The sequence below is a fragment of the Nonomuraea sp. NPDC049714 genome (assembly GCF_044465295.1).
Lineage (GTDB): Bacteria > Actinomycetota > Actinomycetes > Streptosporangiales > Streptosporangiaceae > Nonomuraea.
In genome coordinates this window covers 1,417,996-1,441,846 of record NZ_JBITLM010000001.1, presented here as the reverse complement: position 1 = coordinate 1,441,846, position 23,851 = coordinate 1,417,996, and the positions used below count along the sequence as shown (strand labels likewise).

Annotated in this window: 24 protein-coding genes; 17 read left to right on the top strand and 7 right to left on the bottom strand. The window is 71.9% G+C overall.

The window, feature by feature from the left end; translation table 11 throughout:
* Window positions 1-88 precede the first annotated feature (88 nt).
* On the top strand, window positions 89-1,099 hold the full coding sequence (locus ACIBQX_RS06940) for an ABC transporter substrate-binding protein (RefSeq protein WP_397001440.1): 1,011 nt from the start codon (window positions 89-91) through the stop codon (window positions 1,097-1,099).
* Here the strand turns inward: ACIBQX_RS06940 and ACIBQX_RS06935 are convergent.
* A complete protein-coding gene (locus tag ACIBQX_RS06935) occupies window positions 1,083-3,497 on the bottom strand; it encodes a helicase-associated domain-containing protein (protein ID WP_397001438.1) in 2,415 nt (804 codons plus the stop codon). The genes ACIBQX_RS06940 and ACIBQX_RS06935 overlap by 17 nt on opposite strands.
* Window positions 3,498-3,574: 77 nt before the next feature.
* Window positions 3,575-4,078, bottom strand: a complete 504-nt coding sequence (locus ACIBQX_RS06930) for an ATP-binding protein (RefSeq protein ID WP_397001436.1) — start codon at window positions 4,076-4,078, stop codon at window positions 3,575-3,577.
* 224 nt (window positions 4,079-4,302) lie between these two features.
* Here ACIBQX_RS06930 and ACIBQX_RS06925 point away from each other — a divergent pair, with 224 nt between their 5' ends.
* From ACIBQX_RS06925 to ACIBQX_RS06900, 6 genes are all read left to right on the top strand, one after another.
* The gene (locus ACIBQX_RS06925; RefSeq protein ID WP_397001562.1) at window positions 4,303-5,124 is read left to right on the top strand and encodes a helix-turn-helix domain-containing protein; all 822 of its coding nucleotides are present in this window, start codon (window positions 4,303-4,305) and stop codon (window positions 5,122-5,124) included.
* Window positions 5,125-5,361: a DUF397 domain-containing protein gene (locus ACIBQX_RS06920; RefSeq protein ID WP_397001434.1), complete on the top strand. Its 237-nt coding sequence runs from the start codon at window positions 5,125-5,127 to the stop codon at window positions 5,359-5,361.
* 87 nt (window positions 5,362-5,448) lie between these two features.
* Window positions 5,449-5,706: a hypothetical protein gene (locus ACIBQX_RS06915; RefSeq protein WP_397001432.1), complete on the top strand. Its 258-nt coding sequence runs from the start codon at window positions 5,449-5,451 to the stop codon at window positions 5,704-5,706.
* Window positions 5,707-5,752: 46 nt separating this feature from the next.
* Window positions 5,753-6,511: a hypothetical protein gene (locus ACIBQX_RS06910; protein WP_397001431.1), complete on the top strand. Its 759-nt coding sequence runs from the start codon at window positions 5,753-5,755 to the stop codon at window positions 6,509-6,511.
* Between the two features lie 22 nt (window positions 6,512-6,533).
* Complete coding sequence (locus tag ACIBQX_RS06905; RefSeq protein WP_397001429.1) at window positions 6,534-7,415, top strand: maleylpyruvate isomerase family mycothiol-dependent enzyme; 882 nt, start codon at window positions 6,534-6,536, stop codon at window positions 7,413-7,415.
* Window positions 7,416-7,442: 27 nt separating this feature from the next.
* Window positions 7,443-7,712, top strand: a complete 270-nt coding sequence (locus ACIBQX_RS06900) for a sigma factor (RefSeq protein WP_397001427.1) — start codon at window positions 7,443-7,445, stop codon at window positions 7,710-7,712.
* Here ACIBQX_RS06900 and ACIBQX_RS06895 read toward each other — a convergent pair.
* On the bottom strand, window positions 7,699-8,289 hold the full coding sequence (locus ACIBQX_RS06895) for a histidine phosphatase family protein (RefSeq protein WP_397001425.1): 591 nt from the start codon (window positions 8,287-8,289) through the stop codon (window positions 7,699-7,701). The two genes, ACIBQX_RS06900 and ACIBQX_RS06895, sit on opposite strands and share 14 nt — an antisense overlap.
* A gap of 57 nt (window positions 8,290-8,346) precedes the next feature.
* Here ACIBQX_RS06895 and ACIBQX_RS06890 point away from each other — a divergent pair, with 57 nt between their 5' ends.
* Window positions 8,347-9,315, top strand: coding sequence for a zinc-binding dehydrogenase (locus ACIBQX_RS06890; protein ID WP_397001423.1), 969 nt, complete (start codon window positions 8,347-8,349; stop codon window positions 9,313-9,315).
* Between the two features lie 8 nt (window positions 9,316-9,323).
* On the opposite strand, the gene ACIBQX_RS06885 is transcribed toward ACIBQX_RS06890, so the two are convergent.
* Window positions 9,324-10,235: a TIGR03621 family F420-dependent LLM class oxidoreductase gene (locus ACIBQX_RS06885; protein ID WP_397001421.1), complete on the bottom strand. Its 912-nt coding sequence runs from the start codon at window positions 10,233-10,235 to the stop codon at window positions 9,324-9,326.
* A gap of 82 nt (window positions 10,236-10,317) precedes the next feature.
* Between ACIBQX_RS06885 and ACIBQX_RS06880 the strand changes: the two genes are divergently transcribed.
* Genes ACIBQX_RS06880 through ACIBQX_RS06870 form a run of 3 tightly spaced genes read left to right on the top strand, consistent with a single transcriptional unit; the run spans window position 10,318 to window position 13,213 of the window.
* Window positions 10,318-11,085, top strand: coding sequence for a phytanoyl-CoA dioxygenase family protein (locus ACIBQX_RS06880; protein WP_397001419.1), 768 nt, complete (start codon window positions 10,318-10,320; stop codon window positions 11,083-11,085).
* Window positions 11,070-12,026, top strand: coding sequence for a phosphotriesterase (locus ACIBQX_RS06875; protein WP_397001417.1), 957 nt, complete (start codon window positions 11,070-11,072; stop codon window positions 12,024-12,026). Before ACIBQX_RS06880 ends, ACIBQX_RS06875 begins: the two co-directional genes overlap by 16 nt.
* Window positions 12,023-13,213 (top strand): cytochrome P450, encoded by a 1,191-nt coding sequence (locus ACIBQX_RS06870; protein WP_397001415.1) that lies wholly within the window; start codon window positions 12,023-12,025, stop codon window positions 13,211-13,213. The genes ACIBQX_RS06875 and ACIBQX_RS06870 overlap by 4 nt, the downstream gene beginning before the upstream one ends.
* Window positions 13,214-13,217: 4 nt before the next feature.
* Here ACIBQX_RS06870 and ACIBQX_RS06865 read toward each other — a convergent pair whose 3' ends face one another.
* A complete protein-coding gene (locus ACIBQX_RS06865) occupies window positions 13,218-14,444 on the bottom strand; it encodes a hypothetical protein (protein ID WP_397001413.1) in 1,227 nt (408 codons plus the stop codon).
* Window positions 14,445-14,570: 126 nt separating this feature from the next.
* Between ACIBQX_RS06865 and ACIBQX_RS06860 the strand changes: the two genes are divergently transcribed.
* The 6 genes from ACIBQX_RS06860 (at window position 14,571) to ACIBQX_RS06835 (ending at window position 19,689) form a co-directional block, all read left to right on the top strand.
* Entirely contained in the window at window positions 14,571-15,434 is an 864-nt protein-coding gene (locus ACIBQX_RS06860; protein WP_397001411.1) for a Gfo/Idh/MocA family protein, read from the top strand.
* A gap of 199 nt (window positions 15,435-15,633) precedes the next feature.
* Complete coding sequence (locus tag ACIBQX_RS06855; RefSeq protein ID WP_397001409.1) at window positions 15,634-16,599, top strand: ABC transporter substrate-binding protein; 966 nt, start codon at window positions 15,634-15,636, stop codon at window positions 16,597-16,599.
* Entirely contained in the window at window positions 16,599-17,639 is a 1,041-nt protein-coding gene (locus ACIBQX_RS06850; RefSeq protein ID WP_397001407.1) for a FecCD family ABC transporter permease, read from the top strand. The genes ACIBQX_RS06855 and ACIBQX_RS06850 overlap by 1 nt, the downstream gene beginning before the upstream one ends.
* Window positions 17,636-18,409 (top strand): ABC transporter ATP-binding protein, encoded by a 774-nt coding sequence (locus ACIBQX_RS06845; protein WP_397001405.1) that lies wholly within the window; start codon window positions 17,636-17,638, stop codon window positions 18,407-18,409. Before ACIBQX_RS06850 ends, ACIBQX_RS06845 begins: the two co-directional genes overlap by 4 nt.
* Complete coding sequence (locus tag ACIBQX_RS06840) at window positions 18,406-19,056, top strand: adenosylcobinamide amidohydrolase (RefSeq protein WP_397001403.1); 651 nt, start codon at window positions 18,406-18,408, stop codon at window positions 19,054-19,056. The genes ACIBQX_RS06845 and ACIBQX_RS06840 overlap by 4 nt, the downstream gene beginning before the upstream one ends.
* Before the next feature lie 63 nt (window positions 19,057-19,119).
* Window positions 19,120-19,689 (top strand): Uma2 family endonuclease, encoded by a 570-nt coding sequence (locus ACIBQX_RS06835; protein WP_397001560.1) that lies wholly within the window; start codon window positions 19,120-19,122, stop codon window positions 19,687-19,689.
* On the opposite strand, the gene ACIBQX_RS06830 is transcribed toward ACIBQX_RS06835, so the two are convergent.
* Both ACIBQX_RS06830 and ACIBQX_RS06825 read right to left on the bottom strand, forming a co-directional pair.
* Window positions 19,653-21,539 (bottom strand): hydantoinase B/oxoprolinase family protein, encoded by a 1,887-nt coding sequence (locus tag ACIBQX_RS06830; RefSeq protein WP_397001401.1) that lies wholly within the window; start codon window positions 21,537-21,539, stop codon window positions 19,653-19,655. The two genes, ACIBQX_RS06835 and ACIBQX_RS06830, sit on opposite strands and share 37 nt — an antisense overlap.
* Entirely contained in the window at window positions 21,536-23,797 is a 2,262-nt protein-coding gene (locus tag ACIBQX_RS06825) for a hydantoinase/oxoprolinase family protein (protein WP_397001399.1), read from the bottom strand. The genes ACIBQX_RS06830 and ACIBQX_RS06825 overlap by 4 nt, the downstream gene beginning before the upstream one ends.
* Window positions 23,798-23,851 lie beyond the last annotated feature (54 nt).

The window sequence follows — 23,851 nt, the reverse complement described above, 5'->3', positions numbered from 1 at the left end:
CACCGGACCCCCTTTCGTCATGGTCAAGCTTAGGCGAGGCTAATCTAAAGCCTCAGTACGAAGGCAAGCCTAACCTTAGGAGACGAACATGTCGGGACCGGTACTGGCTCGCAGGGGCTTCCTCGCGACCACGGTCGGCCTCGCGGCCGCCCTCACCCTGTCGGCCTGTGGTGGTGGCGACGCGACCTCGGCGGCCCCGGCGTCGGACCCGACGGCACAGGCGGCCCAGGCGTGGACGTTCACCGACGACCGCGGCAAGAAACTCGACCTCCCCAAGACCCCCACCCGGGTCGTCGCCCAGGTCGGCGCGGCGGCCGCGCTGTGGGACTTCGGCGTCCGCCCGGTCGGCGTGTTCGGCCCGCACAAGCTGGCGAGCGGCGCCAAGGACCCGCAGGTCGGCAACGTCGACATCGCCAAGGTCACCGGCCTGGGCAACGTCTGGGACGAGTTCAACGTCGAGCAGTACATCGCCCTGCAGCCCGAGCTGCTCGTCAGCAGCATGTATGAGAAGGGCACGCTCTGGTACGTCCCGGAGAAGTCCAAGGACACCGTCGAGCAGATCGTCCCCACCGCCGGCATCATGCTCACCGGCCAGAACGCGAGCCAGGTCATCGGCAAGTACGAGGAGCTGGCCAAGTCCCTCGGCGCCGACATGAAGGGCGTGCCGGAGGCCAAGGCGCGGATGGCGGCCGCCACGAAGGAGCTCGCCCAGTTCAAGGACCTCAAGATCCTCATGGTGTCGGGCGGCGCCGACCAGATGTGGGTGGTGAACCCGCCCGAGTACGCCGACATCATGCACCTCACCGAGAACGGCCTGGACATCGTCAAGCCGGACAAGGTCGACGAGGGCGGCTTCTTCCAGACGCTGAGCTGGGAGAACGCCGACATGTACGACGCGGACGTGATCCTGTACGACACCCGCACCCAGGCGCTTACCCCCGAGGAGATGATGAAGAAGCCCACCTTCACCAAGCTCCCCGCGGTCAAGGCCGGCCAGCTCTACCCGTGGCGTGCCGAGGCCCCCTTCAGCTACCAGGGCTACGCCGACTTTCTGGAGGAGCTGGTGACCAACCTGAAGAAGGCTAGTGCGCTGCGGTGACCTCGACGATCTCGGCCAAGGGGAACTCGAGGTAGTCGCCGGCCTCCTCGCACCACGCGTCGAGGGCGCCGCCGCGCAGCTCGCCGTGGCTGATCGTGGCGGTCAGGCCGTCGGTCAGCGTGATGCCCGCCCGCACCCCCCGGTCGACGACGAAGCCGAGCAGTGACTGCTGGGCGGTCGGCAGCCGGACCGCCATCCTGCCGATGACGGCCCAGGTGCGTCCGCTCTGCTCGCCGGCCGACCGGCTGTCGGCGATCAGCCGGCGGGCGTGCTCCTGCGGGTCGGGCGTCGGCTCGGCGAGCACGTGCGGGGGCCCCTCGGGACCGGCGGGCTCGGGCAGCTCCGCCACCTGACCGCCGGGCAGCAGGATGAGCTTGCCGCCCAGCGGCCGCTCGACGCGGGTGCTGCGGCGGATGGCGATCTCGCCCGTGTCGGCGATCGGCACCGGGGAGTAGCCGTGCTCGCGCAGCGCGGCCAGCGTGCGCTCGGCCGTGGCGGAGGCCACCAGCACTGTGGGAGCCAGCAGCCGTATCCCCAGCCTGGCGAGTCTGCGATGCCCGGCGATCTCGGCGAGCAGCGCCGGGTCGGAGGCCTGCACGACGCAGCCCACGGTGGTCACCGTCACCTCGCCGTGCCTGCGGGCCACGTCGCGCACCAGATATTCGAGCGGCTGCGGGATGGCGCCGACCTCGGACAGCTCGTTCAGCAGCTCGTCGGCGTCATAGCCGCGATCGAGCGCGCGGCGCACGCTCTCGGTGGTGAAGCGCCACACCGAGGCCGCGCCCCGCGACTCCCGCTCGGCCACCCGGTCCAGCAGCCACGCCAGCTCGGCCGACGGCGGCCCGGTCACCACCGCGGTCAGGTCCGGGCCGAACAGGGCGCTCCTGCGCACGCTGGCCAGCGCCCTCGTCGAGGCCTCCACCAGCACCGGATCGTGCTCCACCAGGGGCACGTGCGCGTCGCTCTCGCCACCGGCCTGGCCCGACAGCCCCGCCAGCGCCCGGCCCAGATCGGTGAGCGCGTCGTTGGCCAGCAGACCGAGCAGCCGTGCCTCGTCGATCACCGCCGAGGCGCACTCGGCGAGCAGGTCGCGGTCGAGCAGCGGGGCATGCCAGTGCACGTTGCCCACCAGGGACGCGCGGTCGGCGAAGGCCGTACCCGAAGGCAGGTGCTGCAGGACGGAGAGCACCGCGCGGCGGATGCGGGCGACGGCGGGGCCGCTCTGGTCGTCGCCGAGCACGGTGCCGTACTTGCCGTCCGACCTGCGCAGCGAGGAGCGCTCCATGCGCCACCAGGCCGACAGCAGCACGCGCAGCCGGGCCGAGCCCTCGTCCAGCCGCCAGCGGTCGAACCGCTCGGTGGGCACCATGCCGCCGGACGGCTCGTCCCAGGCGAGCAGCCTGGCCACCGCGCAGATCTCCAGCAGCAGGCGCGTCTCGTCCTCGTCGCAGCCGGTCTCCTTGGCCACCCTGCGAACCTCGCGCACGCCCACGCCGCCGGACTTGAGCAGCGGCAGCGGCGTCTTGGAGGTGTTGTCCAGCAGGGCCGCGCACCGCTCCACGACGTGCGGCGCGGCCAGCGTCATCAGGTGGTCGACCTCCTCGGGGTCGACCGGGATGGTGGCCACCTCGGGCGCTTGCGGGGCGAACGGCGGACGGTAGCCGGGGCCGCGCAGGCAGAGCGCCACCTCCCGGGGCATCTCGGCGACGTTCCAGCTCGGCCGGTAGAGCAGGCCGTGGTCGGCCGACCACTTCTCCGGCGAGCCGTGGACGACGAACCTGGCCCCGTCGACGTCACGTACGGGGCCCTCCCAGGCGAAGGAGTCGAGCAGGTCGCGTGCGCCCGCGGGGGCGTGCGCCAGCAGGGTCTCCAGGCGGCCGGGGTCGCCGAGCGCCTCGGTCACCCGGTTGATCGTGCGGCGCTTGTTGGCGTGCGGGGGCAGGCCCAGGCTGCGGGCCAGGGCGCGCAGGGTGTCGGTGCTGATGGTCCAGGAGTTGAGGTAGTGGTCGAGCGGCTCGCCCAGGCCGAGCGGCGCGGTCCACCACCGGGAGACGGCCTCGGCCAGGTGGATCAGGCCGTCGGCGGCCGGCCAGGCGAGCGCGTGGTCGTAGAGGTGGTCGAGCCAGGGACGGAGCTCCTCGACCGGCGTGCCGATGAAGCCGGCCAGCCGGTCGGCGGTCGCCTCGTGGGTGACCGCGCAGGCCTCGGCGAGCTGCAGGCAGGGCAACGGGAGCCTCCGCAGCGCCTCAAGCGCGGCGAAGCCGTTGCTCAGCCGCTGGGCCAGGGTGTCGAGGCGCCGTGGCCACGGTGCGGCGATGGCGTCGGGACGGTTAGCCAGGATGCGGCAGAGCCGGTCTTCGTCGAGGGTTCGTAGCCAGCCGAGCAGGTGATCGTCCATCGGTCAGCACTCTCATGGGGTCGCGCGTGGAACTCACCGTGAGCCATGACCATCCACGGTAATGCAGATCACACCGGCTAGCAGAGGACTGCCCAGACGATCTTCCCGTGGGGCGAGAGGGCGGACCAGCCCCACCGAAGGCTTAACGAGTCGACGATGTGCAGACCTAGGCCACCGGTGTCAAGGGGGCCAGGGTATCTCAGCACGGGCACCGAGGCGCCGGGATCGGTGAAAGCACTGGTCACCAGTGATCCATGACGGACCAGGGACATGTGGACGGGGCGCTGGCAGCGGGGCTCCTCCAGGCGCAGGCCGTGGCGCAGCGCGTTGGTGGCCAGCTCCGACACCACCAGCTCCATGTTGTCGGCGAGCTCGGTGAGGCCCCACGCGGTGAGCGCCCCGGCGGCGAAGCAGCGGGCGGAGTGGACGGAGGACGCGACCGGGGGGAGCACGAACGTGGCGCTGGCGGAAGGCCCGGACATCAGCAGATCGCGCGCCGCGTCGGGCCACCAGCCGACCGGGGGCCACCAGTCGAACGTGGTCCATTGGCCGAGCGCCGTGGTGGATTGCACGTTGATCATTCTGCGACAAACTCTCGTGCACTTGCAAGAGCGAATGCACGTGCAGAGGGAACTTGCAGCCGCTACGGTATGGCCATCAAAAGGTCAATCGGTGGGAAAGGGGATCTTGTCCGCGGCCCATGATCTTTCGGCCGTGAAGTGACAGACTGTGTGGCAAGGAAACGACCAAGGAGCACCACGTGTCCATCGATCCGCCCGGTTCCGGTTCGACCGTTCGGCGCATCATGCTCGGTGCGAGCCTGCGGCGGCTGCGTGAGGACAGCGGGCTCACCCGCGACCAGGCTGGATTCCACATCCGTGCCTCCGAGTCCAAGATCAGCCGGATGGAGCTCGGTCGTGTCGGATTCAAGACACGTGATGTCGAGGACCTGCTCACCCTGTACGGCGTCGACGACAACGCCGAACGCCGAGCCCTGCTGGAGATGGTCCGCGAGGCCAACACCCCTGGGTGGTGGCACAAATACTCGGCAGAGTTGCCGGCCTGGTTCACCACCTATGTGGGCCTGGAGGAGGCGGCGAGCTTGATCCGCACCTATGAGGTGCAGTTCGTGCCCGGCCTCCTGCAGACCGCCGCGTACGCGCGGGCGGTGTACCAGCTTGGCAACCCCGAGCTGTCTCCCGAGAAGATCGAGCGCCGCGTGCATCTGCGCATGCAGCGGCAGGAGCGCTTCACTCAGAAGGACGGTCCGCGCCTGTGGGCCGTCATCGACGAGGCGTCGCTCAAGCGGACCATCGGCGGCACGTCGGTCATGGCCGAGCAGCTCCAGCATTTGCTGGCAGTCGCCGCCCTTCCCAACGTCACCATTCAGGTGATGCCCTTCAAGTTCGGCATGCACGCCGCTGAAGGTGGCGCGTTCAGCATCTTGCGGTTTCCCGAGTCCGACCTGTCGGACGTTGTCTACGTCGAACAGCTCTGGGGTGCCCTTTACCTGGACAAACGTGAGGATATCGACCCGTACCTCACTGCGATGGAGCAGTTGTGCGTGGAGAGCACCACGCCAGGGGGCACCGTCGAGCTCATCGGCGGCCTTCTCAGAAAGATGTAGATGAACCAGACCTATAACGGCATGCCTGCGGCCGACCTCACTCAGGTGGCCTGGCGCAAGAGCCGCTACAGCAACTCGCAGGGCAACTGCGTCGAGCTCGCCGAGCTCCCCGACGGTGGGGTCGCGGTGCGCAACTCCCGCTTCCCCGACGGCCCTGCCCTGATCTACACCCGCGACGAGATCCGGGCGCTGGTGCTCGGGGTGAAGGACGGAGAGTTCGACGCTCTGCTGGTGTAACGCGCTGTTAACCTCCGGCGTGCCCGCTTAACGAGGGCGCGCCGGGGGCGTAACGGGCAGGCCTCTCCGTCCCTGGAGGATGGGGTCATGCTCGACCAGATGACCCTTTATCCGATCGCCGACGACGTGCTGTTCGCACCCGGCGGCAAGGTCGTGATCCGCACCTACGGCGTCGCGCCGGCGCTCTCCGGCGGCTCGGTCTCCTACCGCACCTGGGTGACCGGCATCCGGGATCAGCCGCGTTACTGGCAGTGGGGGCACTTCGAGGACGCCACCCACGGGCACCGCCGTGTCCTGGAGTGGCTGACCGGCCGGGGGCCGCAGCCCGTCCAGGCTCCGTCCTGACCGTGTTACGCTCCAGGCCGAGCAACCGCTTGGTCGAGGAGGCGTGGTGCGGCGCGGAATCCACCTGCTGGAGGAGGTCGACTTCAGGCCCATGAACTCGCGGCGCCCGCTGGAGTACCTGACCTGGCTGACCCGCTACAAGCGCGAGGACGAGACCAGGACCGCGCCCGAGCTCACCTCCGGCATGTCCGTCCGATCCCGCGACATCGACCTGGCCGGCGCCTTCTACGCCGTCGGCATCACCGGCCACCCCCAGTTCAAGGTCGTCACCCTCTGGGAGTGCCACGGCGGCTGGGACGGCGGCTGGCGGCAGATGATGGACATCTACCGCGGCGTGGACGCGCGCCTGTTCCTCTCCGACATCGACGACCTGCGCCACTCGGCCTTCTCCCGGCCGCTCGGCGCCGTGGCCGGCAGCCCGCCGCTGTCGCGCGCGCCGCGCACCGAGTTCTACCTGTTCGAGAGCGCCAGGGTACGGCCCGGCGCCGCCCTGGACTACCTGGAGGCCGTACGCGCCGAACGTGCCCCCCTGCTGGCCGAGCACGGACACCGGCTGGCCGGCCTGTACGAGGTGCTGTTCACCGACAACGAGGCCGTCACCCTCTGGGGCGTCTCCCTCGACGACCATCTGGCCACCCAGCGGGCCCGGGACGCGGCCCTCGGCCTGGACGACGAGGCAGAGGCCGACCCCCGTCTGCTCGCCTGGGGCAGGCGGGCCCGCGACTTCCTCGACGGCCCCTGGCGGGAGACCCTTCTCGCGCCCTTCCCCGGCAGCCGTCTGGCGCCGGAGCGCGCATCGGGTTAGCGTCATGGTCGCGGAGGCAGTCATGACTGACGCGTACCTCTCCAACGGGCACGGCGCCGACGGCCACGTCGGCTCCTGCCCGGACTGCAGTGTGGCCGTCACCCTCCTCGACGGCCCCGACCCGGCAGCCGTGGCACCGCCGCGGCTGCGTGCGGCCGTGCTCGCCAAGGCCCGCCGCCGCAGGGCGCCCGCCGAGACGGGCGTGGCCGAGGTGGCGGTGCCCTACGCCGAGCAGGTCGCGCTCCTGGACGATCTGCTCGCGGGCCTGACCACCCGGCAGTGGGCCTTACCGGTCACCCGGCACCGCACCGTGCGCCGCATGATCGAGCACCTGGCGGCCAACGACGGGCCGGTGGCCTGGTTCCTCGGCGTGCGCGCCCCGGAGCCCGATGCCGTCTACCCGCGCTGGCGTGAGCAGGCGGGATCGCTCCTGCAGCGGGTCTCGGCGACCACGGGCGTGCTGCTCGGCGCGGAGGTGGAGCTGGCCGGCGCCAAGCCCGTACGCGGCCCGCTGCGGCACGCGCTGATCCAGCGGATGTTCGAGACCTGGACGCACGCCGAGGACGTCCGGCAGGCGCTCGGCCGCCCGGCTCAGCCACCGCAGCCCGGCCACCTGCGGATGATCGCCGACTTCGGGCTGGCCATGCTGCCCCGGATGATCAGGAAGTCGCGCCGCGACGTGTCCGCCACGTTCGTGCTGACCGGCCCCGGCGGCGGGACGTGGACCGTCCCGCTCTCGCCCGCCTCGGAGCGGGTGACGGCGGTGGTGTCGGCGGACCTGGCCGACTTCTGCAGGCTGCTGGCCGGCCGGTGGGAGCCGGGCTGCTTCCCGTACGCGGCTGAAGGGGATCCCGCCCTCGCCCGGGAGCTGCTCCGCGCCGCCGCCACGCTGGGCTGTGATTGATGGGCCGTGCATGATGGACGACGACGCATGATGGACGACGACGCGGAGCTGGCGGCGCGGCTGGTCGCGGGCGACCTCGACGCCCTGCGCGCCGCCTACGACGAGCACGGCGCCGCCGTCTACGGTGTGGCGGTCCGGGTGACCCGCGACGAGGCGCTCGCCGAGGAGGCGTCGCAGGAGGTGTTCGTGGCCCTGTGGGAGCAGCCGCTGTCCTACGATCCCCGCCTCGGCCCGCTGCGCGACTGGCTGGCCGGCCGGGCGCTGCACGAGGCCGCCCTGCGCGTCAGAGTCGGTTGATCGGCGCGTTCCAGGTCGCGATCACCGGCTCGCCGTGCTCGAAGGCCAGGCGTGAGTACGTGCCCGTGTCGAGCTTGAAGTAGCGGCCGTCCTCCGGCGGCAGGTCCAGCCAGCGAGCGGTCAGCACGCGCAGCAGGTGGCCGTGCGCCACCAGCGCCACCCGTCCCGGCGCCTGCCTCGCCTTGGCGATCACCCGGTCGACGCGCGCCCCCACCTCCTCGGCGCTCTCGCCAGGATGGGCCGCGTCGCCGCGGATCACGCCGTCACGCCACAGGTACCACCCCGGCCGGGTCTGCCTGATCTCGGGCGTGGTGATGCCTTCGTAGCCGCCGTAGTCCCACTCCCACAGGTCCGGGTCCACCTCGAAGCCGGTCAGCCCCGCCAGGTCCGCCGTGCGGCTCGCGCGCTGGGCCGGGGAGACCAGCACCAGATCGAACGGGCGCTCCTTGATCAACGGCGCCAGCGCCCGCGCCTGCTCCTCCCCGTGCTCGGTCAGCGGCACGTCGGTGAGGCCGGTGTGCCTGCCCGACCTGCTCCACTCGGTCTCGCCATGCCTCAGCAGCACCATCTCGTCCATGCGTCCATCATGAGGCACGCTTGACCTCGACTCCGCTTGAGGTAGCAGGGTGAAGCCATGCACGCCATCCTTCTGCACTCATACGGTCCCGCCGGGAACCTCCGCCTCGAGACCGTCCCCGACCCTTCGCCCGGTCCCGGCCAGGTCCGCATCGCCGTGCGCGCCGCCGGGCTGCACTTCATCGAGACGCTCCTGCGCCGGGGCGTGCCCGTCGGCCCGCACCCGGCGCCCGCCCTGCCGGTGATCCTCGGCGGCGAGGTGGCCGGGGTGGTCGAGGCCGCCGGCGCGGGCGTGGATCCCGCCCTGGTGGGGCGGCGGGTGGTGACCGGCGGCCTGGCCTCGGGCGGCTACGCCTCGCTGGCAGTCGCCGACGCCCGGAGCCTGACGCCGCTGCCGGACGGGCTGGAGTACGGCGCGGCCGTGGCCATGGTCACCACCGGCGCCACCGCCCTGGGACTGCTGGAGCTCGCGCCGGTGACCTCCGCCGACGTGGTGCTCGCCATGGCAGCGGCGGGCGGCGTCGGCACGTTGCTCGTGCAGCACGCCCGGCAGGTGGGCGCCACGGTGGTGGGCGCCGCGGGCGGGCCCGCGAAGGTGGCACGGGTCGCCGGGCAGGGCGCGGACCTGGCCGTCGACTACACCGAGCCCGGCTGGGCCGACCGGGTACGGGAGGCGGCCGGTGCGGTGAGCGTGGTCTTCGACGGGGTCGGCGGCCGGCTCGGGCGCGAGGCGTTCGAGCTGCTCGGCAAGGGCGGCCGCCAGGTCGTGTTCGGGCAGGCGGCGGGGGAGTGGTTCCATCCGGCCGAGGAGGAGCTGGCGGCGCGGGAGGTGACCGCACACGACGGCATCGGGCACCTGCTGGGCCGTCCGGGCGGCATGGCGGACCTGCGCGCCCGAGCCGTGGAGGCGGCGGCCGCCGGCCGCCTGACGCCCGCCGTCCAGTCCTTCCCGCTGGCCGGCGCGGCCGCCGCCCACGCAGCCCTGGAGAGCAGGAACACGATGGGCAAGGTCGTGCTCACGCCGTAGCGAGCCGCTCACGAGCCGGCGAGCTCTTCCACGATCGGGACGAAGGCGTCGAGGTCGTGTTCCTGGTGGACCACGAAGTAGGAGACGTCGTGCTCGTCGCGCCAGTATCGGAGCCGGTCCACGATGTCGCGGCGGGTTCCGGGCAGCACCTGGGGCGTCCCCTCCAGGCTCGGCCGGTCGGCGGCGCTCCAGGCCTGCGCCGGTCCGCGCTCGCCCACCTCGACGACGCTCGTGCCGAGCTCCAGACGGTCGTACCGGTCGCCGGCGGCCTTCCGTACGGCCTGGAGCTTGGCCAGGAAGGCCCCGGCGCCGCCGTCGCGCGAGTCGGGGCCGCGGCCGTCGGCACGCACCCGCATGGCCAGGTTCACCGAGTCGGCCTGCCTGGCCGCCAGCCGCATCATCCGCGGCCCGCCCGCGCCGAACAGCAGCGGGGGATGGGGGCGTTGCACGGGCCGGGGCCGCAGCCGCATCCCCCGCAGCGTGTAGTGGGCGCCCTCGAAGCCGAACTCCTCCCCGCTCCACAGGCCCTTGAGCACGGCGACGGCCTCCGCAAGCCGGTCCACCCGGACCCCCGGCGGTCGCAGCTCCAGCCCGGCCGCCTCGTAGTCGGCGGCCATCCAGCCCGTGCCGAGCCCGATCTCCAGCCGTCCTTCGGAGAGCACGTCCAGCGTGGCCAGCTCCTTGGCCAGCACGGCCGGATGGCGGAAGTCGTTGGCCAGCACCAGCGTGCCCACCCGCAGCCGGGTGGTCGCGCAGGCGGCCGCGGTCAGCGCCGCCACCGGCGCGAACCGGTCGCCGACGAGATGATCGGGCGCCAGCAGCACGTCGAACCCGGCCCCCTCGACGCGCCGGGCCTTGTCCGCCCACTCCCTGCCCGATCCGGCCTCCCGCACCACAGCCCCGAACCTGAACCGCCGCACCAGAACCTCCCCGACCGCACGAGCACGTCCCTGGCATCGTAGGCCTTACCAAGCGCTTGCTTCTAATGGGAGACTGGGCGGCATGGACGTCCCGGTGCGCCGTGCGAGCGACGACGAGGTGAGCTTCTTCGACGAGCACGGCTGGGTACGGCTGCCGCGACTGGTCACCCCGGAGACGGCGGACCGGCTTCGCGAGCGGGCCGTCGGGCGGCTCCGGAGCCGGGACCGGCAGCGCAGGACGCTCGTCGACGAGGCGTTCGGGCAGGCCAGGGACATCGCCGCCGACGACGAGCTGTTCGCCGCGCTGGCCCTGAGCCCCAGCCTCGGCCGCACCGCCGCCCGGATGCTGCGCGGCGTCCGGGCGGTGCGCGTCCAGGTGACGAACCTGCTGGTCAAGGAGCCGGGCGAGCACGGCGCCACCCAGTTCCACCAGGACTTCCCGTGGATGCCGATGGACCGCTCGGCCATGCTGACCGTCTGGCTGGCCCTGGCCGACGTGCCCGCCGACATGGGGTCACTGCGCTTCTACAGCGGCTCCCACCGCCACGGGCTGCTCGGCCGCAGCTTCACCCGGCCGGGCGACGACCAGCTCGGCCGCCACCCCTGGCTCAAGGAGCTGGAGCTGTCGCCGGCGCTCGACCTCAGGGCGGGCGACGCGACCGCGCACCACGCGCTGACCGTGCACGGCGCGCCCGCCAACCGCCGCGACCGCCCCAGACTGTCGTTCACCGTCACCTACTTCGACGCCGACGCCCGCTACACCGGCGCGCCGTACCAGCAGACCGACGGGCTGGGGCTGGTCGTGAACGAGCCGTTCGAGCATCCGAGGTTCCCGTGCCCGAGACCGTGATGGGGCCGGTCGCCGAGCTGGGGGCCACGCTCATGCACGAGCACGTCTTCGGCCTCAGCCCGGAGATCCTGTGGAACTGGCCGGACATCCCGGAAGGATGGGACCTGGAGGCACGGGCCGGGCAGGCGGCGGCCAAACTGGAGGCGCTGCGGGCCGCGGGCGTCGACACGATCGTGGACCTGACCGTGGTCGGGCTCGGCCGTTACGTCCCGGCCGTGCGCCGGGTGGCGGAGCGGACCGGGGTGAACATCGTGGCCGCCACCGGGCTCTACACCTACGACGCCCTGCCGCCGTACTTCGCCAACCGCGGCCCCGGCACGCTGTTCGGCGGGCCCGACAGGCTCAGCGAGTTCTTCGTACGGGACCTCACCGAGGGCATCGGCGGCACCGGCGTCAAGGCGGCCATCCTCAAGTGCGCCTCCGACCACCTCGGCATGACCGCGGGCTGCGCACGGGTGTTCCGGGCCGTCGCCGAGGCCCACCTGGAGACCGGCGCGCCCATCAGCACGCACTCCCACAGCGCCTCCCGCGGCGGTCTGGAACAGCAGCGGCTGCTCGCCTCCCTCGGCGTCGACCTCGGCCGGGTGGTGATCGGGCACGCCGGGGACTCCACGGACCTGGCCTACCTGGAGGAGCTCATCGCGGGCGGCTCCTACCTGGGCATGGACCGCTTCGGCATCGACACGATCAGCCCGTTCGAGGACCGGGTGGCGATCGTGGCGGCCCTGTGCGCGCGGGGGCACGCCGGCCGGCTGGTGCTCGGGCACGACTCCTACTGCTTCAACGACCGCTTCGACGAGGACGTGGTGCGGCGGCGGCACCCGAACTACCACCTGCTGCACATCTCCCGCGACGTGCTGCCCGCGCTGCGCGGGCGCGGCGTCACCGAGGACCAGATCCATCAGATGCTCGTCGACAACCCGCGGAGGATCTTCGGATGATCGAGGACTTCGACGTCAGCTCCGACTGGCACGTCGCCGCGCCGTACGACTTCCTGGCGAGGCTGCGCCGCGAGCGGCCGGTGTTCCGCAGCGAGCACCTCGGCGCGTACGTGCTCACCAGGTACGCCGACGTGCGGGCGGCCTACGGCGATCCCCGGCGGTTCTCCTCCCGGGGGTCGCTGACCATCTCGCGCAGCCTCACCCAGCGGACGCGGGACAGGCTGGGCGAGCACGGGTCGTTCCTGTCGAGCTTCGTGGCCAACGTCGACCCGCCCGACCACACCCGGCTGCGGCGGTCGGTGTCGCGGGCGTTCACCCCGCGCGCCGTGGCCGCGCTGGAGCGGAGCTTCAGGCGGCTCAACGAGGACCTGCTCGACCGGGCCGAGCCGCGGGGGAGCGCCGACTTCGTGACCGACCTCGGGCACGAGCCGTCGATCAAGCTGACCGCCCGGTTCATCGGGGTGCCGGAGCCGGACGAGGACTTCGTCCAGGCGCACGTCAAGGACTGGTTCCAGCTCTTCTTGTCGCCTCAGCCGCCGGACAGGCAGCTCGAACTGGCCGACAGTTTCCTGACCTATCTGGATTACGTGGACCGGCTGGTCGCCGCCAGGGCGAAGGAACCGCGCGACGACTTCACCTCACTGATGACCTCGCTGATCGGCGACGAGCTGAGCCACCGGGAGGTGGTGGAGCTGATCTCCACCATCCTGCTCGGCGGCAACGACACCGTGCCCAACCAGCTCGGCAACACCGTCCTGCGGCTGTTGCGGGAGGACCGCTGGCCGGTGCCGCCCGAGCTGATCCCGAACGCGGCCGAGGAGTGCATGCGCGTCGACGGCGCCTCGCTCGGCTCCTTCCGCTACGCGGTGACGGACATCCCCCTGCACGGGGTGGTGATCCCGGCGGGGGCGCTCGTGCTGCTGTCCACCGACTCGGCCGCCCACGACGAGACCGTCTTCCCCGACCCCGACCGCTTCCTGATCGACCGGCCCAACGCCGACGCGCACCTCGTCTTCGGCCACGGCATCCACTTCTGCGTCGGCGCCGCGCTCGGCCGCCTGCAGCTCCGCACCGCCCTCGACACGCTCGGCCGCCGCCTGCCCGGCCTGCGCCTGGTCCCCGGCCCGATCACGTACCGTCGATCACTCGTGGGCCGCGGACTGACGAGCCTGCCCGTGGAGTGGTGAGGGCTCAGCGTCCGTCCGGAGCGGTGTCCAGCTCGGCCTGACGCACCCGGGACATCGGCACGGCGCACGCGAGCACCCCCGCCGTGGCCAGCACCACGACCGGCCAGCCGCCCGCGTCACCCGGCCCCTGCCGCCCTATCAGGAACTCCGCGAGCACTTCCAGAAATGACCCGGCCACCTCCGCCACCACCAGTGCGATGATCAGCGTCGCGCCGGAGCGGCCCAGCAACCGGCTCGGCGTGATCGCCTGGCGGTGGCTGAGCAGGGTCACCCCCGCCAGCGCCGCCCCGGCCCAGGGAACCGCCCGGCCGAGGACGTACGGGATCAACCCCCAGTCCATGCCGGCCAGCACGAGCAGGGTGAACGGCTGGCTCACCAGGACGGCCACCCACGCTAGCCGGAGCGCGCCGGCCCGCCGGCGCAGCAGCACGGCGAGGACGGCTCCGATGGACGTCGCCGCGAAGGCCATCCACGACGGGTCGATCCTGAAGTCCCCGTTCACTTCCAGGGACGGCTTGGTGGCGAAGTCGTCGATGAGCCCTTCCATCGCCGTCAGCCCGAACAGGTACACCACGATCGCCCGCAGCGCCGGATGGGCCAGCGTGAACCGCACCCCCTCCACGGCCTCCCCCCACACCCCGGCCCGAGGCGGCGCGAGCTCCTCGGGCGCGCGGACGAGACCGAACAGCCACGCGGAAGCGGCGAACCCCAGGGCCGCGAAACCGACGGCCACCGCGATCGCTCCGGGAGAGTCGCCGAACTGAAAGGCGAGGCCGAAGGAGCCGAGACCGCCCACGATCACCAGCACGGCGTTGACCGGGACGAACCGGTCCCGCTCGACTGCCGCGGGCAGGTAGGCGTCCTGGGCGAGCTCGCCCGACACGCGCAGCATCCCCACGCCCACCGCCACCAGCACGACGTGCGGCAGAGTGACGGCATCCAGCCAGATGGCCGCGGCCAGGGAGGCGAGCAGGCCCGCCCCCAGCCATCCGATCATCGCCAGCGCCGTCCCACGCCGCACCCGGTCCACCAGGACGCCCAGGGGGAGGGCGAAAAGGATCGGCAGCAGGCTCACGGCCGCCTGCGACAGCCCGAACTCGGCGTAGCCCGACCCGAGCACCGTCAACATGGTCATCATCAGCAGACTCGCCTCGATGATGACGGCGAGCTGCCGGCTCACGCCGCCGGCCAGGTAGAGCACGAGGCCGCGCCGGGGGGTGTGGGTGATCATGTGGGGCATCCTGTCCGCTCGTACGCACCCTGGCAACCGGGCGGATTTCCGCACGCCTGTACGCTCCCTGGCGACTGGCTTGATCTCGTGAGAAAGTCGTATGTCTAGTGATCTAGGGGGATGTGCATGGAGCCGGTGGCCGTCGGGTTGATCGGGGCGGGGCCGTGGGCCGAGATGGCGCACGTGCCGATGCTGACCAAGAGCCCGCACACCCGGCTCGCCGGAGTCTGGGCCCGGCGGCCCGAGGCGGCGGCCCGGCTCGGCGCGCCCGTGTTCGACCGGGTCGAGGAGCTGTTCGACGCCTGCGAGGCCGTCGCCTTCTGCGTGCCGCCCGCCGTACAGGCCGAGCTGGGCGAGCGCGCCGCGCGGGCGGGCAAGGCGCTGCTGCTGGAGAAGCCCCTCGCCGACTCGCTGGAGGCCGCGCGGCGGCTGGCGGACGCGGTGGCCGAGACGGGCGTGCCGACCCAGATGGTCCTCACCCTGAGGTACGCCGCCCGTACCCGGGAGTTCCTGGCCCGGTGCGCCGAGATCGAGCCGTTCGGCGGGCACGCCGCCAACATCTCCGCCTCGCTGACGGGCGACCATCCCTTCGCCACCCCATGGCGGCTGGAGCGCGGCGCGCTGCTGGACGTGGGCCCGCACATGATCGACCTGCTCGACGCCGCGCTCGGCCCGGTGACCGGGGTGCGCGCGCACGGGCACCCGCTGCGCTGGGCCGGGCTGCTGCTGGAGCACGAGGGCGGCGCGGTCAGCGAGGCGTCGCTGTGCCAGGCCGGCGTCGGCGAGATGCCCCCCACCAGCGTCGCGGTCTACGGCGCCAAGGGCAACGCCGTCCTGCAGCGGGGCGGCGACGACGACCCGCTGGCGAAGGTCGCCGAGGAGTTCGCGCACACCGTCCGGCAGGGCGGCGGGCATCCGCTCGACGCCGCCCACGGGCTCAGGCTGCAGCACATCATCGCCGAGGCGGAGAAGCAACTGCGCACCCCTTGACTCAAGGTGCCATCTGGAGCATTGATAGCGTTTGTCCGACGCGCAGTGCTGCAGCGAAGTCCGGTGTGAGTCCGGCGCTGTCCCGCAACTGTCATAGCCAGGTCGCCTGCCTCTGCGTGACGTCATCAACCCTCGTGGAAAAGGGTGATCCGTCGCTCTTCGCGGGTCTCTCGGTTCCGACAGTGTGAAAGGACATCTCGTGAGGCCCGTACGCACGGTCTTCGCGGGCGCGCTGCTGGGAACGCTGGTGCTGGCCGGATGCGGTCAGCCCAGCACAACAGCCACCCCCGCCGCCAGCCCCGTCACCTCCCCGTCCGCCACCGGCACAGCCACCGGCGGCACCGCCTTCCCCGTCACGGTCGAGGCCGCCAACGGCAAGATCACCATCCCCAAGCGGCCGGAGCGGATCATCTCGCTCTCCGCCACCCACACCGAGACGCTGTTCGCCATCGGCGCCGGCCCCCAGGTGATCGCCGTCGACGACCGCTCCAACTACCCGGCCGAGGCGCCCAAGACCGACCTGTCGGGCTTCAAGCCGAACGTCGAGGCCATCATCGCCCACAAGCCCGACCTGGTCGTGGTCTCCGACGACATCGACCAGATCATCACCGAACTGGGCAAGGTGAACGTCCCCGTCCTGTGGGAACCCGCCGCCACCGGGCTCGACGAGGCCTACGACGAGATCGCCGACCTGGGCGCCGCCACCGGCAACGAGGCCAAGGCCGACGAGGTCGTGACCGGCATGAGGACCTCCCTGGACAAGCTGGCCGCCGAGGCGCCCAAGGCCAAGAACCTTACCTACTACCACGAGCTCGACCAGACGCCGTACGCCGCCACCTCCAAGACCTTCATCGGGCAGCTCTACGGCCTGTTCGGCGTGACCAACATCGCCGACAAGGCCCCCGACTCGGCAGGCGGCTACCCCAAGCTGTCGGCCGAGTTCGTCGCCCAGGCCGACCCCGACCTGATCTTCCTGGCCGACGTGAAGTGCTGCGAGCAGAACAAGGCCGCCCTGGCCAAGCGGCCGGGCTGGCAGAACCTGTCCGCGATCAAGAACGACCAGGTGGTCGAGCTGGACGACGACGTCGCCTCCCGCTGGGGGCCCCGCGTCGTCGACCTCGCCCGGACCATCGGCGAGGCGGTCACGAAGGCGGCCGCACGCTAGTGGCGCTGACCGCCGAGGTCACCCCATCACGCGCCCGGCCACTCTGGCTGGCCGGCGCGCTGGTGGTCCTGGCCGCGTCCATGGTCGCGGGCCTGCTGGGCGGCGCGGCCGACATCTCCCCGTGGCAGGTGATCCTCCAGGCGGCGGACTGGCTGCCGTTCCTGACCGTCGACTCCGGGCTGGCGCCCATCGAGCAGGGCCTGCTGTACGAGCTGCGCCTGCCCAGGGTGCTGGTCGCGGCCGTGGTCGGCGGCCTGCTGGCCATGGCGGGGGCCGGCTATCAGGGCGTGTTCAGAAACCCGCTCGCCGACCCGTACCTGCTCGGGGCCGCCGCCGGAGCCGGGCTGATGGCGACCGTGGCCATCGTGCTGCTGCCGGCGCTCGCCGCCTACATCCCGGCGGCGGCCTTCGCCGGAGCCGTCGGCGGCGTGTTCCTCGCCTACGCGCTCGGCAACACGGCCGGCCGTTCCGGCGGCACCGCCACGCTGGTGCTCGCCGGGGTGGCCGTCACCTCCTTCCTCACCGCGATCCAGACGTTCATCCAGCAGTTCAAGGTCGAGAAGCTGCAGCGCATCTACTCGTGGATCCTCGGCGACGTCGGCGGCGGATGGGACCAGTTCTGGCTGGTGCTGCCGTACGCCGCGGTCTCGGCCGTGCTGCTGCTCCTGCACGGCCGGATGCTGGACGTGCTGTCGGTGGGCGAGGAGGAGGCGACCAGCCTCGGCCTGCGGGCGTCCCGGGTGCGCTTCGTCGTCCTGCTGGCCGCCTCCCTGGCCACCGCGGCGGCCGTGGCGGTCAGCGGGCTCATCGGCTTCGTCGGGATCGTCGTCCCGCACGTCGTACGGCGGCTCGCGGGCGGCTCCTACCGCAGTGTGCTGCCCCTGTCGCTGATCGGCGGCGCCGCCTTCCTGGTGCTCGCCGACCTCGCCGCCCGCACCGTGATCGCCCCCGCCGAGCTGCCCATCGGCGTCGTCACCATGTTCGTCGGCGCGCCGTTCTTCGTGGTCGTCCTGCGCATGACCCGGCGGGCCGCCACATGATCACCGTCAAGGGCCTGTCGGTACGGCTCGGCGAGCGAGAGGTGCTCACCGACGTCGACCTGGAGGTACGGCGCGGCGCGTGGCTGGCGGTCATCGGCCCGAACGGCGCGGGCAAGTCCACCCTGCTCAAGGCCGTCATGGGCCTGCTCGCCCACCGCGGCGAGGTGACCCTCGACGGCAGGCCGTCCGGCACCCTCAAACCCAGGGAACGGGCCCGGCTGGTCGCCTACGCACCCCAGACGCCCGCGCTGCCACCCGACATGACCGTCTTCGACTACGCCCTGCTCGGCCGCACCCCGTACATCCCCTATCTCGGCAGGGAGAGCCGCACCGACCGGAACGTCACCGAGTCCGTGCTGGACCGGCTCCACCTGACCGCGTTCGCCGCCCGCAGGGTCGGCGAGCTGTCCGGCGGCGAGCGGCAGCGCGTCGTGCTGGCCCGAGCGCTCGCCCAGCAGGCCCCCGTGCTGCTGCTCGACGAGCCCACCACCGCCCTCGACCTCGGCCACCAGCAGCAGGTGCTCGAACTCGTCGACCGGCTCAGGCTCGCCGACGAGCTCACCGTCGTCACCACGCTGCACGACCTGACCGTCGCCGGCCAGTACGCCGACCACCTCCTCCTGCTGGCCGAAGGTCGCGCCATCGCCTGCGGCGAACCCGCCGAGGTGCTCACCGTGCCGCTCGTCAGCGACCACTTCGACGCCCGTGTCATGATCGAGCCAGGCCCCGGCGGGCGGCCCGTCGTGCACCTCGTCAGAGGAGGACCGTGAAACTCACCACGAGGACCGAGGACGGCGTCGAGCTCGGCGCGCTGCTCTGGGAGTTCGGGCCCGGCTGGCGGATGATCTCCTCAGCCATGCTCGGCGGCGGCATCGGCCCCCGCGAGTGGATACTCAACGCCCAGGTCATCGCCGGCTACTCCCGCATGGACCCGGTCGAGCACCTGGCCGAGCTGGGCCCCGGCGGCGACGGCGTCGGCATGATGACCGCCGCCTCCGTCGACCGCAACGTCCGCTCGCAGGACGGCGGCGCCGAAGTCGTCGCCACGGTCGGCTTACGTGTCCCCACCTGGGCCGCCGCTCCCGAAGGCGCCGCCGACCCGGAGCTCGCTCCCATGCTCGGCGCCCCGCGGGTGGGCACGATCAACATCGTCGCGGTGCTGCCGGTCGCGATGACGGACGCCGCCCTGGTCAACGCCGTGATGACGATGACCGAGGCCAAGTCGCAGGCGCTCCTGGAAGCGGGCTTCCCGTGCACCGGCACCGCCTCCGACGCCCTCTGCCTGGCCGTCCCCGCCGCCGGGCCGTCGGAGCTGTTCTGCGGGCCGCGCTCGGAGTGGGGGGCGCGGCTGGCGCGCGCGGTCCATTCGTCCGTACGACGCGGCGCCGAAGCGTGGCGGCCTTGGGACGGAACGTAATCGAATTTGGGTAAGTAGCATGTGCGTAAGGGCTTGATTCCCGATACTGAGTGGGTGACCACGATGGCGACCGAACCGACGACCGCACGCACGGTTCTGCCGGGCGTGCCTCCGTTCACTGTCGATGACCTGCTCAAGTTTCCCGACGACGGGAACCGATATGAGCTCTTCAACGGGAGCCTACTGGTGAGCCCTGCCCCGACCCCGCTGCATCAGCGCGTCATCTTTCGTCTCCAGCGGATTCTGGACGATGCGGCACCCCCTGGTCTTGAACCGCTGTCGACGGTGAACCTCAGGGCGGGTGACAAGGATTACTACATCCCCGACCTCGTGGTGGTGCCGGAGACCGCGACCGAGGCCGCGTCGCTCATGTTCACGCCCGAGGACATCCTGCTCGCCGTGGAAGTCGTCAGCCCGAGCACCAAGATCCGTGACAGGGCGTTCAAGAGCGAGGCCTATGCCGCTGTGGGCATCTCCGCCTATTGGCGGATCGAGCTCGATGAAGGTCCGACCGTCTACATCTACGAACTTGACGGCGATTCCTACGGGACGCCTACCCCCGTCAAGGCTGGGAGCGTTGCCACCATGGCGATGCCCTATCCGGTCACCTTCGACCCCGGCGATCTGGTCTGAGCGGGCGGCGCGGCTGGACCGTAGTTCTCGGCCGCGCCTTGAGGGGTGACGTGGCCCGCCTCCAGGTCGGCTTCGAGCAGCGCTGGATCCCGCTCCTGGGGTGGGCCGACGCCGCCGCCGCCCGTCGTCTCCACGATGAACGCCTCGCCGGCGGCGAACCGGATGTTGTTCACCTTTGACGCCAGGCGCTCGATCGAGCCGTCCGGCCGGCGCTTGAAGAAGCCGCCCAGTCTGCCGGGCTGCCCGCCGTCGCGCCCCGGCGGGGCCAGGCGCAGGCGGTCGCCCCGGGTCGTCACATGGCAGTCGGCCAGGAACCGGTAGACGGTGCGCGAACCCAGCCCGCCACGGTGCCGTCCCGCGCCGCCCGAGTCCGGGATCGTCTCGATCGACTCGACCACCAGCGGGCAGCGGCCCTCCACCGGCTCCACCTGCGGCACCGAGTTGCGGCCCACACCGAAGTGCACGCCCGTCGCGTTCGGCCCGTCCAGCCCCGGCCGCGCCCCGACGCCGCCGAAGTCGTACGAGAGATGGATCCAGTACGGCGCGTCCACGGAGGCGATCGAGAACGGCTGCAGGATCCCGCTCGCCGCGATGGCCCGCTCGGGCACCGCGTCGGACAGCGCCTGGAAGACGGCCTCCATGGCGGCGTAGATGGGGACGAAGCGGCCGCCGCAGGGATAGGGGGAGCGGGCGTCGAGCAGCGAGCCGGGCGGCAGTCGCACGTCGATCGCGCGCAGGCAGCCGTCGTTCATCGGGATCGTCGGGTCCAGGAAGCACCGCACCGCGAACACGGCCGCCGCCAGCGACTGCGACGCCGACGCGTTGATCGCCGCCGGCACCTGCGGGTCCGTCCCCGCGAAGTCCACCACCACCGATGCCCCATCGATCACCGGGGTGCCAGCACCCGGCCCTGCCTCACCGCCCGCCGACACCCCACTACGCCGGGTGCCGGCTTGCTGGGCGTCGTCCGGTGGGCTGGTGGGGGTGTCGTCCGGTTGGTTCTGCTGGCGTGCGTGGGGGGTCTCGTTGCCGGGGTCGAGGGTCCGCGCGTTGGGCTGTGGATGGTCGAGGGTGATCGTCACGCGGATGTGGTGGGGGTTGTCGGGGTTCATGCCGTCGTCGTCTATGGGGTAGGACGCCTGGTAACGGCCTGGGGGGAGGGCGGACAGGGCGGCTCGGGTCCTGGTCTCGGTGTAGTCGAGGTAGGCGTCGATCCCGGCCCGCAATCCCGTCTCGCCGTACTCCCGGATCAGGGCGTCCATGCGGGTGGCGGCGACGGCGGTGCCCGCGACGAGGGCGCGTACGTCGCCCATCACCTTGTCGGGGGTGCGGCTGTTCGCCCGCAGGATGGCCTCCACCGCGGGCTCCAGGCCGTCGGCGGTGGCCAGGCGGACGGGAGGGAGTTGCAGGCCCTCCAGGTAGATGTCCGTGGCCAGGGGAGCCATGCCGCCCGCGGACAGGCCGCCCAGGTCCGAGACGTGGATCATGGTGGCGGTGAAGTAGGCGGGTATGCCTGACGTGCAGACCGGGCGGTAGACCAGCAGGTCGTTGGTGTGGACGCCGCCCCTGTAGGCGTCGTTGAGCACGAACACGTCGCCGGGACGCATCGTCGCGAGCGGGATGTCCTTGACGAGCTCCGGAAGGGCGACCTTCAGCGCCATGCTGTTCATCAGCGTGGTGGCCATGGAGTGGGCGATCAGGCGGCCGTCGGCGTCCAGGATGGCGGCCGAGGCGTCGGAGCCCTCGACGATGAAGGTCGAGTACGCGGAACGCACCACGACGATGCCGGCCTCTTCGGCGGCGACGACCAGGGCGTTCCTGAGCACCTCGGCGGTCAGGGCGTCGCTCATGCGCCGGGCTCGCGGATCAGGTGTACGGCGCGCGCTTCGTCGAGATGCGCGGTCCAGCCTGGCGGGACGACGATCGTGGACCCGGGGTCCTCGATGACCGCTGGGCCGTGCAGCCTGTCCAGGGTGTCCCTGGTGTGCAGGGGAACCTCTACGTATGCGCCGCCGAAATACGCGGGACGGGTGGGGACGGCCGTCGATGGTTCCTCGGCCGTTGGGGTGGGGTCGGGTTCGGCTTTACGGGTGGGGTCGCGTTCCGCCGGACGGGTTGCGTTGAGCTCCGCCGTACGGGTTGCGCCGGTCTCCGCCGTACTACTTCTCGCCGTACCGGCGCTGGGAGGGGGTGCGGTGATGGTGGGGTGGTGGGCGGGTGCGGTGGTGGCAGGGGCTGCGGGAGCGGTGGCGGGGGCGGTGCCGCCCAAGCGGTCGCTGCCGGCCATGGGGGTGCTGATGGGGCGTGACTTCGGGTCCTCAGCGAGGGTGGGTTGGGGTGGTGGGGGGAGGGTTAGGCGGAGGCGGTAGGCGACTACTTCTATGGCGGACTGTTGGGCTATGCCGTACACCTGGGTGTATTTCGTGAAAAAGCGGGATGCGAGCTCCTCTCGGGCGGAGCTCCAGGGGATCGTCAGGTCGTGGGACTGGCCCCGGAAGCGGACGTCGGCTGAGCGGGTGATTTCCAGGCCGGGGGTCGTCAGGGGAAGGCCGAGGTCGGCAGCGGCGGTGTAGGCCAGCGTGGCAAAGAGGGCGTCGGGGTCCTCGGCGTCGAGGCGGGAGATGACGCGTTCGGTGGACAGGGCGCCGGTGAGGAGACCGGCGGCGGAGGCGACGCCGGAGTGGGCGGGGACGAGCACCCGCGAGATGCCGAAGCGCTCGGCGACGCGGGCCGCGTGCATGGGGCCCGCGCCGCCGAAGGCGACCAGGGCGAAGCCGCGCGGGTCGATGCCCCGCTGCACGGTCACCACGTGGACGGCCGAGGCCATCGAGGCGCTGACGATCTCGTGGACGGCGTGTGCCGCCTCGGCCCTGGTGACTCCCAGCGGGCCCGCCAGGCGGTCGACGGCCCGCGCGGCGAGGGACGGTGACAGCGGGATGGTGGCCGAGGAGAGGTAGCCGAGCACCAGGTTCGCGTCCGTCACGGTGGGTTCGCCGCCGCCGAGCGCGTAGCAGGCGGGGCCGGGGGAGGAGCCGGCCGAGCGGGGGCCGACGCGGAGCGCGCCGGCGGCGTCCAGCCAGGCGATGCTGCCGCCGCCCGCGCCGATCTCGGCCAGATCGATGGCGGGTGTCTTGATGGGCACCCCGGTCCCGGCCCGGCGGCCGCCGAAGCTGCCCTTGCCGCCCACGTGGAACTCGCGGGTGATCTCGGGGCGGCCGTCGCGGACCACGCAGACCTTGGCCGTGGTGCCGCCCATGTCGAAGGAGACGACCCTGCTGACCATGGGGCCCGCCCCGGTGCGCGCCGCCGCCAGGACGCCGGCCGCGGGCCCCGACTCGATGGTCGCCACCGCCCGCCGGGCCGCCAGTTCGGCGGAGATCACGCCGCCGCTGGAGTCCATGACGTGGATCGGCGCGCCGATGCCGAGCTCGGCCAGGCGGGCGGTCAGGCGGGAGAGGTACGAGGCCATGAGTGGCCCGACATAGGCGGACATGATGGTGGTGGTGGCGCGTTCGTACTCGCGGATCTCGGGCCAGATCTCCGATGAGATCACCACGTTCGGGACCGACTCGCGCAGGATGGCGGCGACCTGCCGCTCGTGCGCCGGGCAGGCGTAGGAGTGCAGCAGGCAGACGGCGGCGGAGGTGATGCCGCGCGCGGTGATCCGCGCGGCGACGCGCCGTACGGAGTCGAGGTCCAGGGGTGTGAGCACGGTGCCGCGCGCGGAGACGCGCTCGACCACCTCGAAGCAGTCGGCGGCGGCCACCGGCGGGGGTGGCGGGGTGAAACGCAGGTCGTAGCGGTCCTCCTCGACCCGGGCGTAGCGGCCGAGCGGGATGACCGAGCGGAAGCCCTGGGTGGTCACGAAGGCCACCCGTGGGCCCCGGCGTTCGAGCACCGCGTTGGTGGCCAGGGTGGTCGCGTGGACGACCCTGCTGACCTGGGCCGGGTCCACGCCGCCGAGCACGCGCGTAACGCCGGAGGCGATCCCCACGATGGGGTCGTCGTGGGTGCTCAAACTTTTGGCGGCCGTCAGCGTGCCGGTGGGGGCGCGCAGGACCACGTCGGTGAAGGTCCCGCCGACGTCGACGCCGATCGCGTAACCCATCTGCGCAAGGAAAGCACACAAGCAAGCGCTTGTCTACATGGCGATGTCTTGACT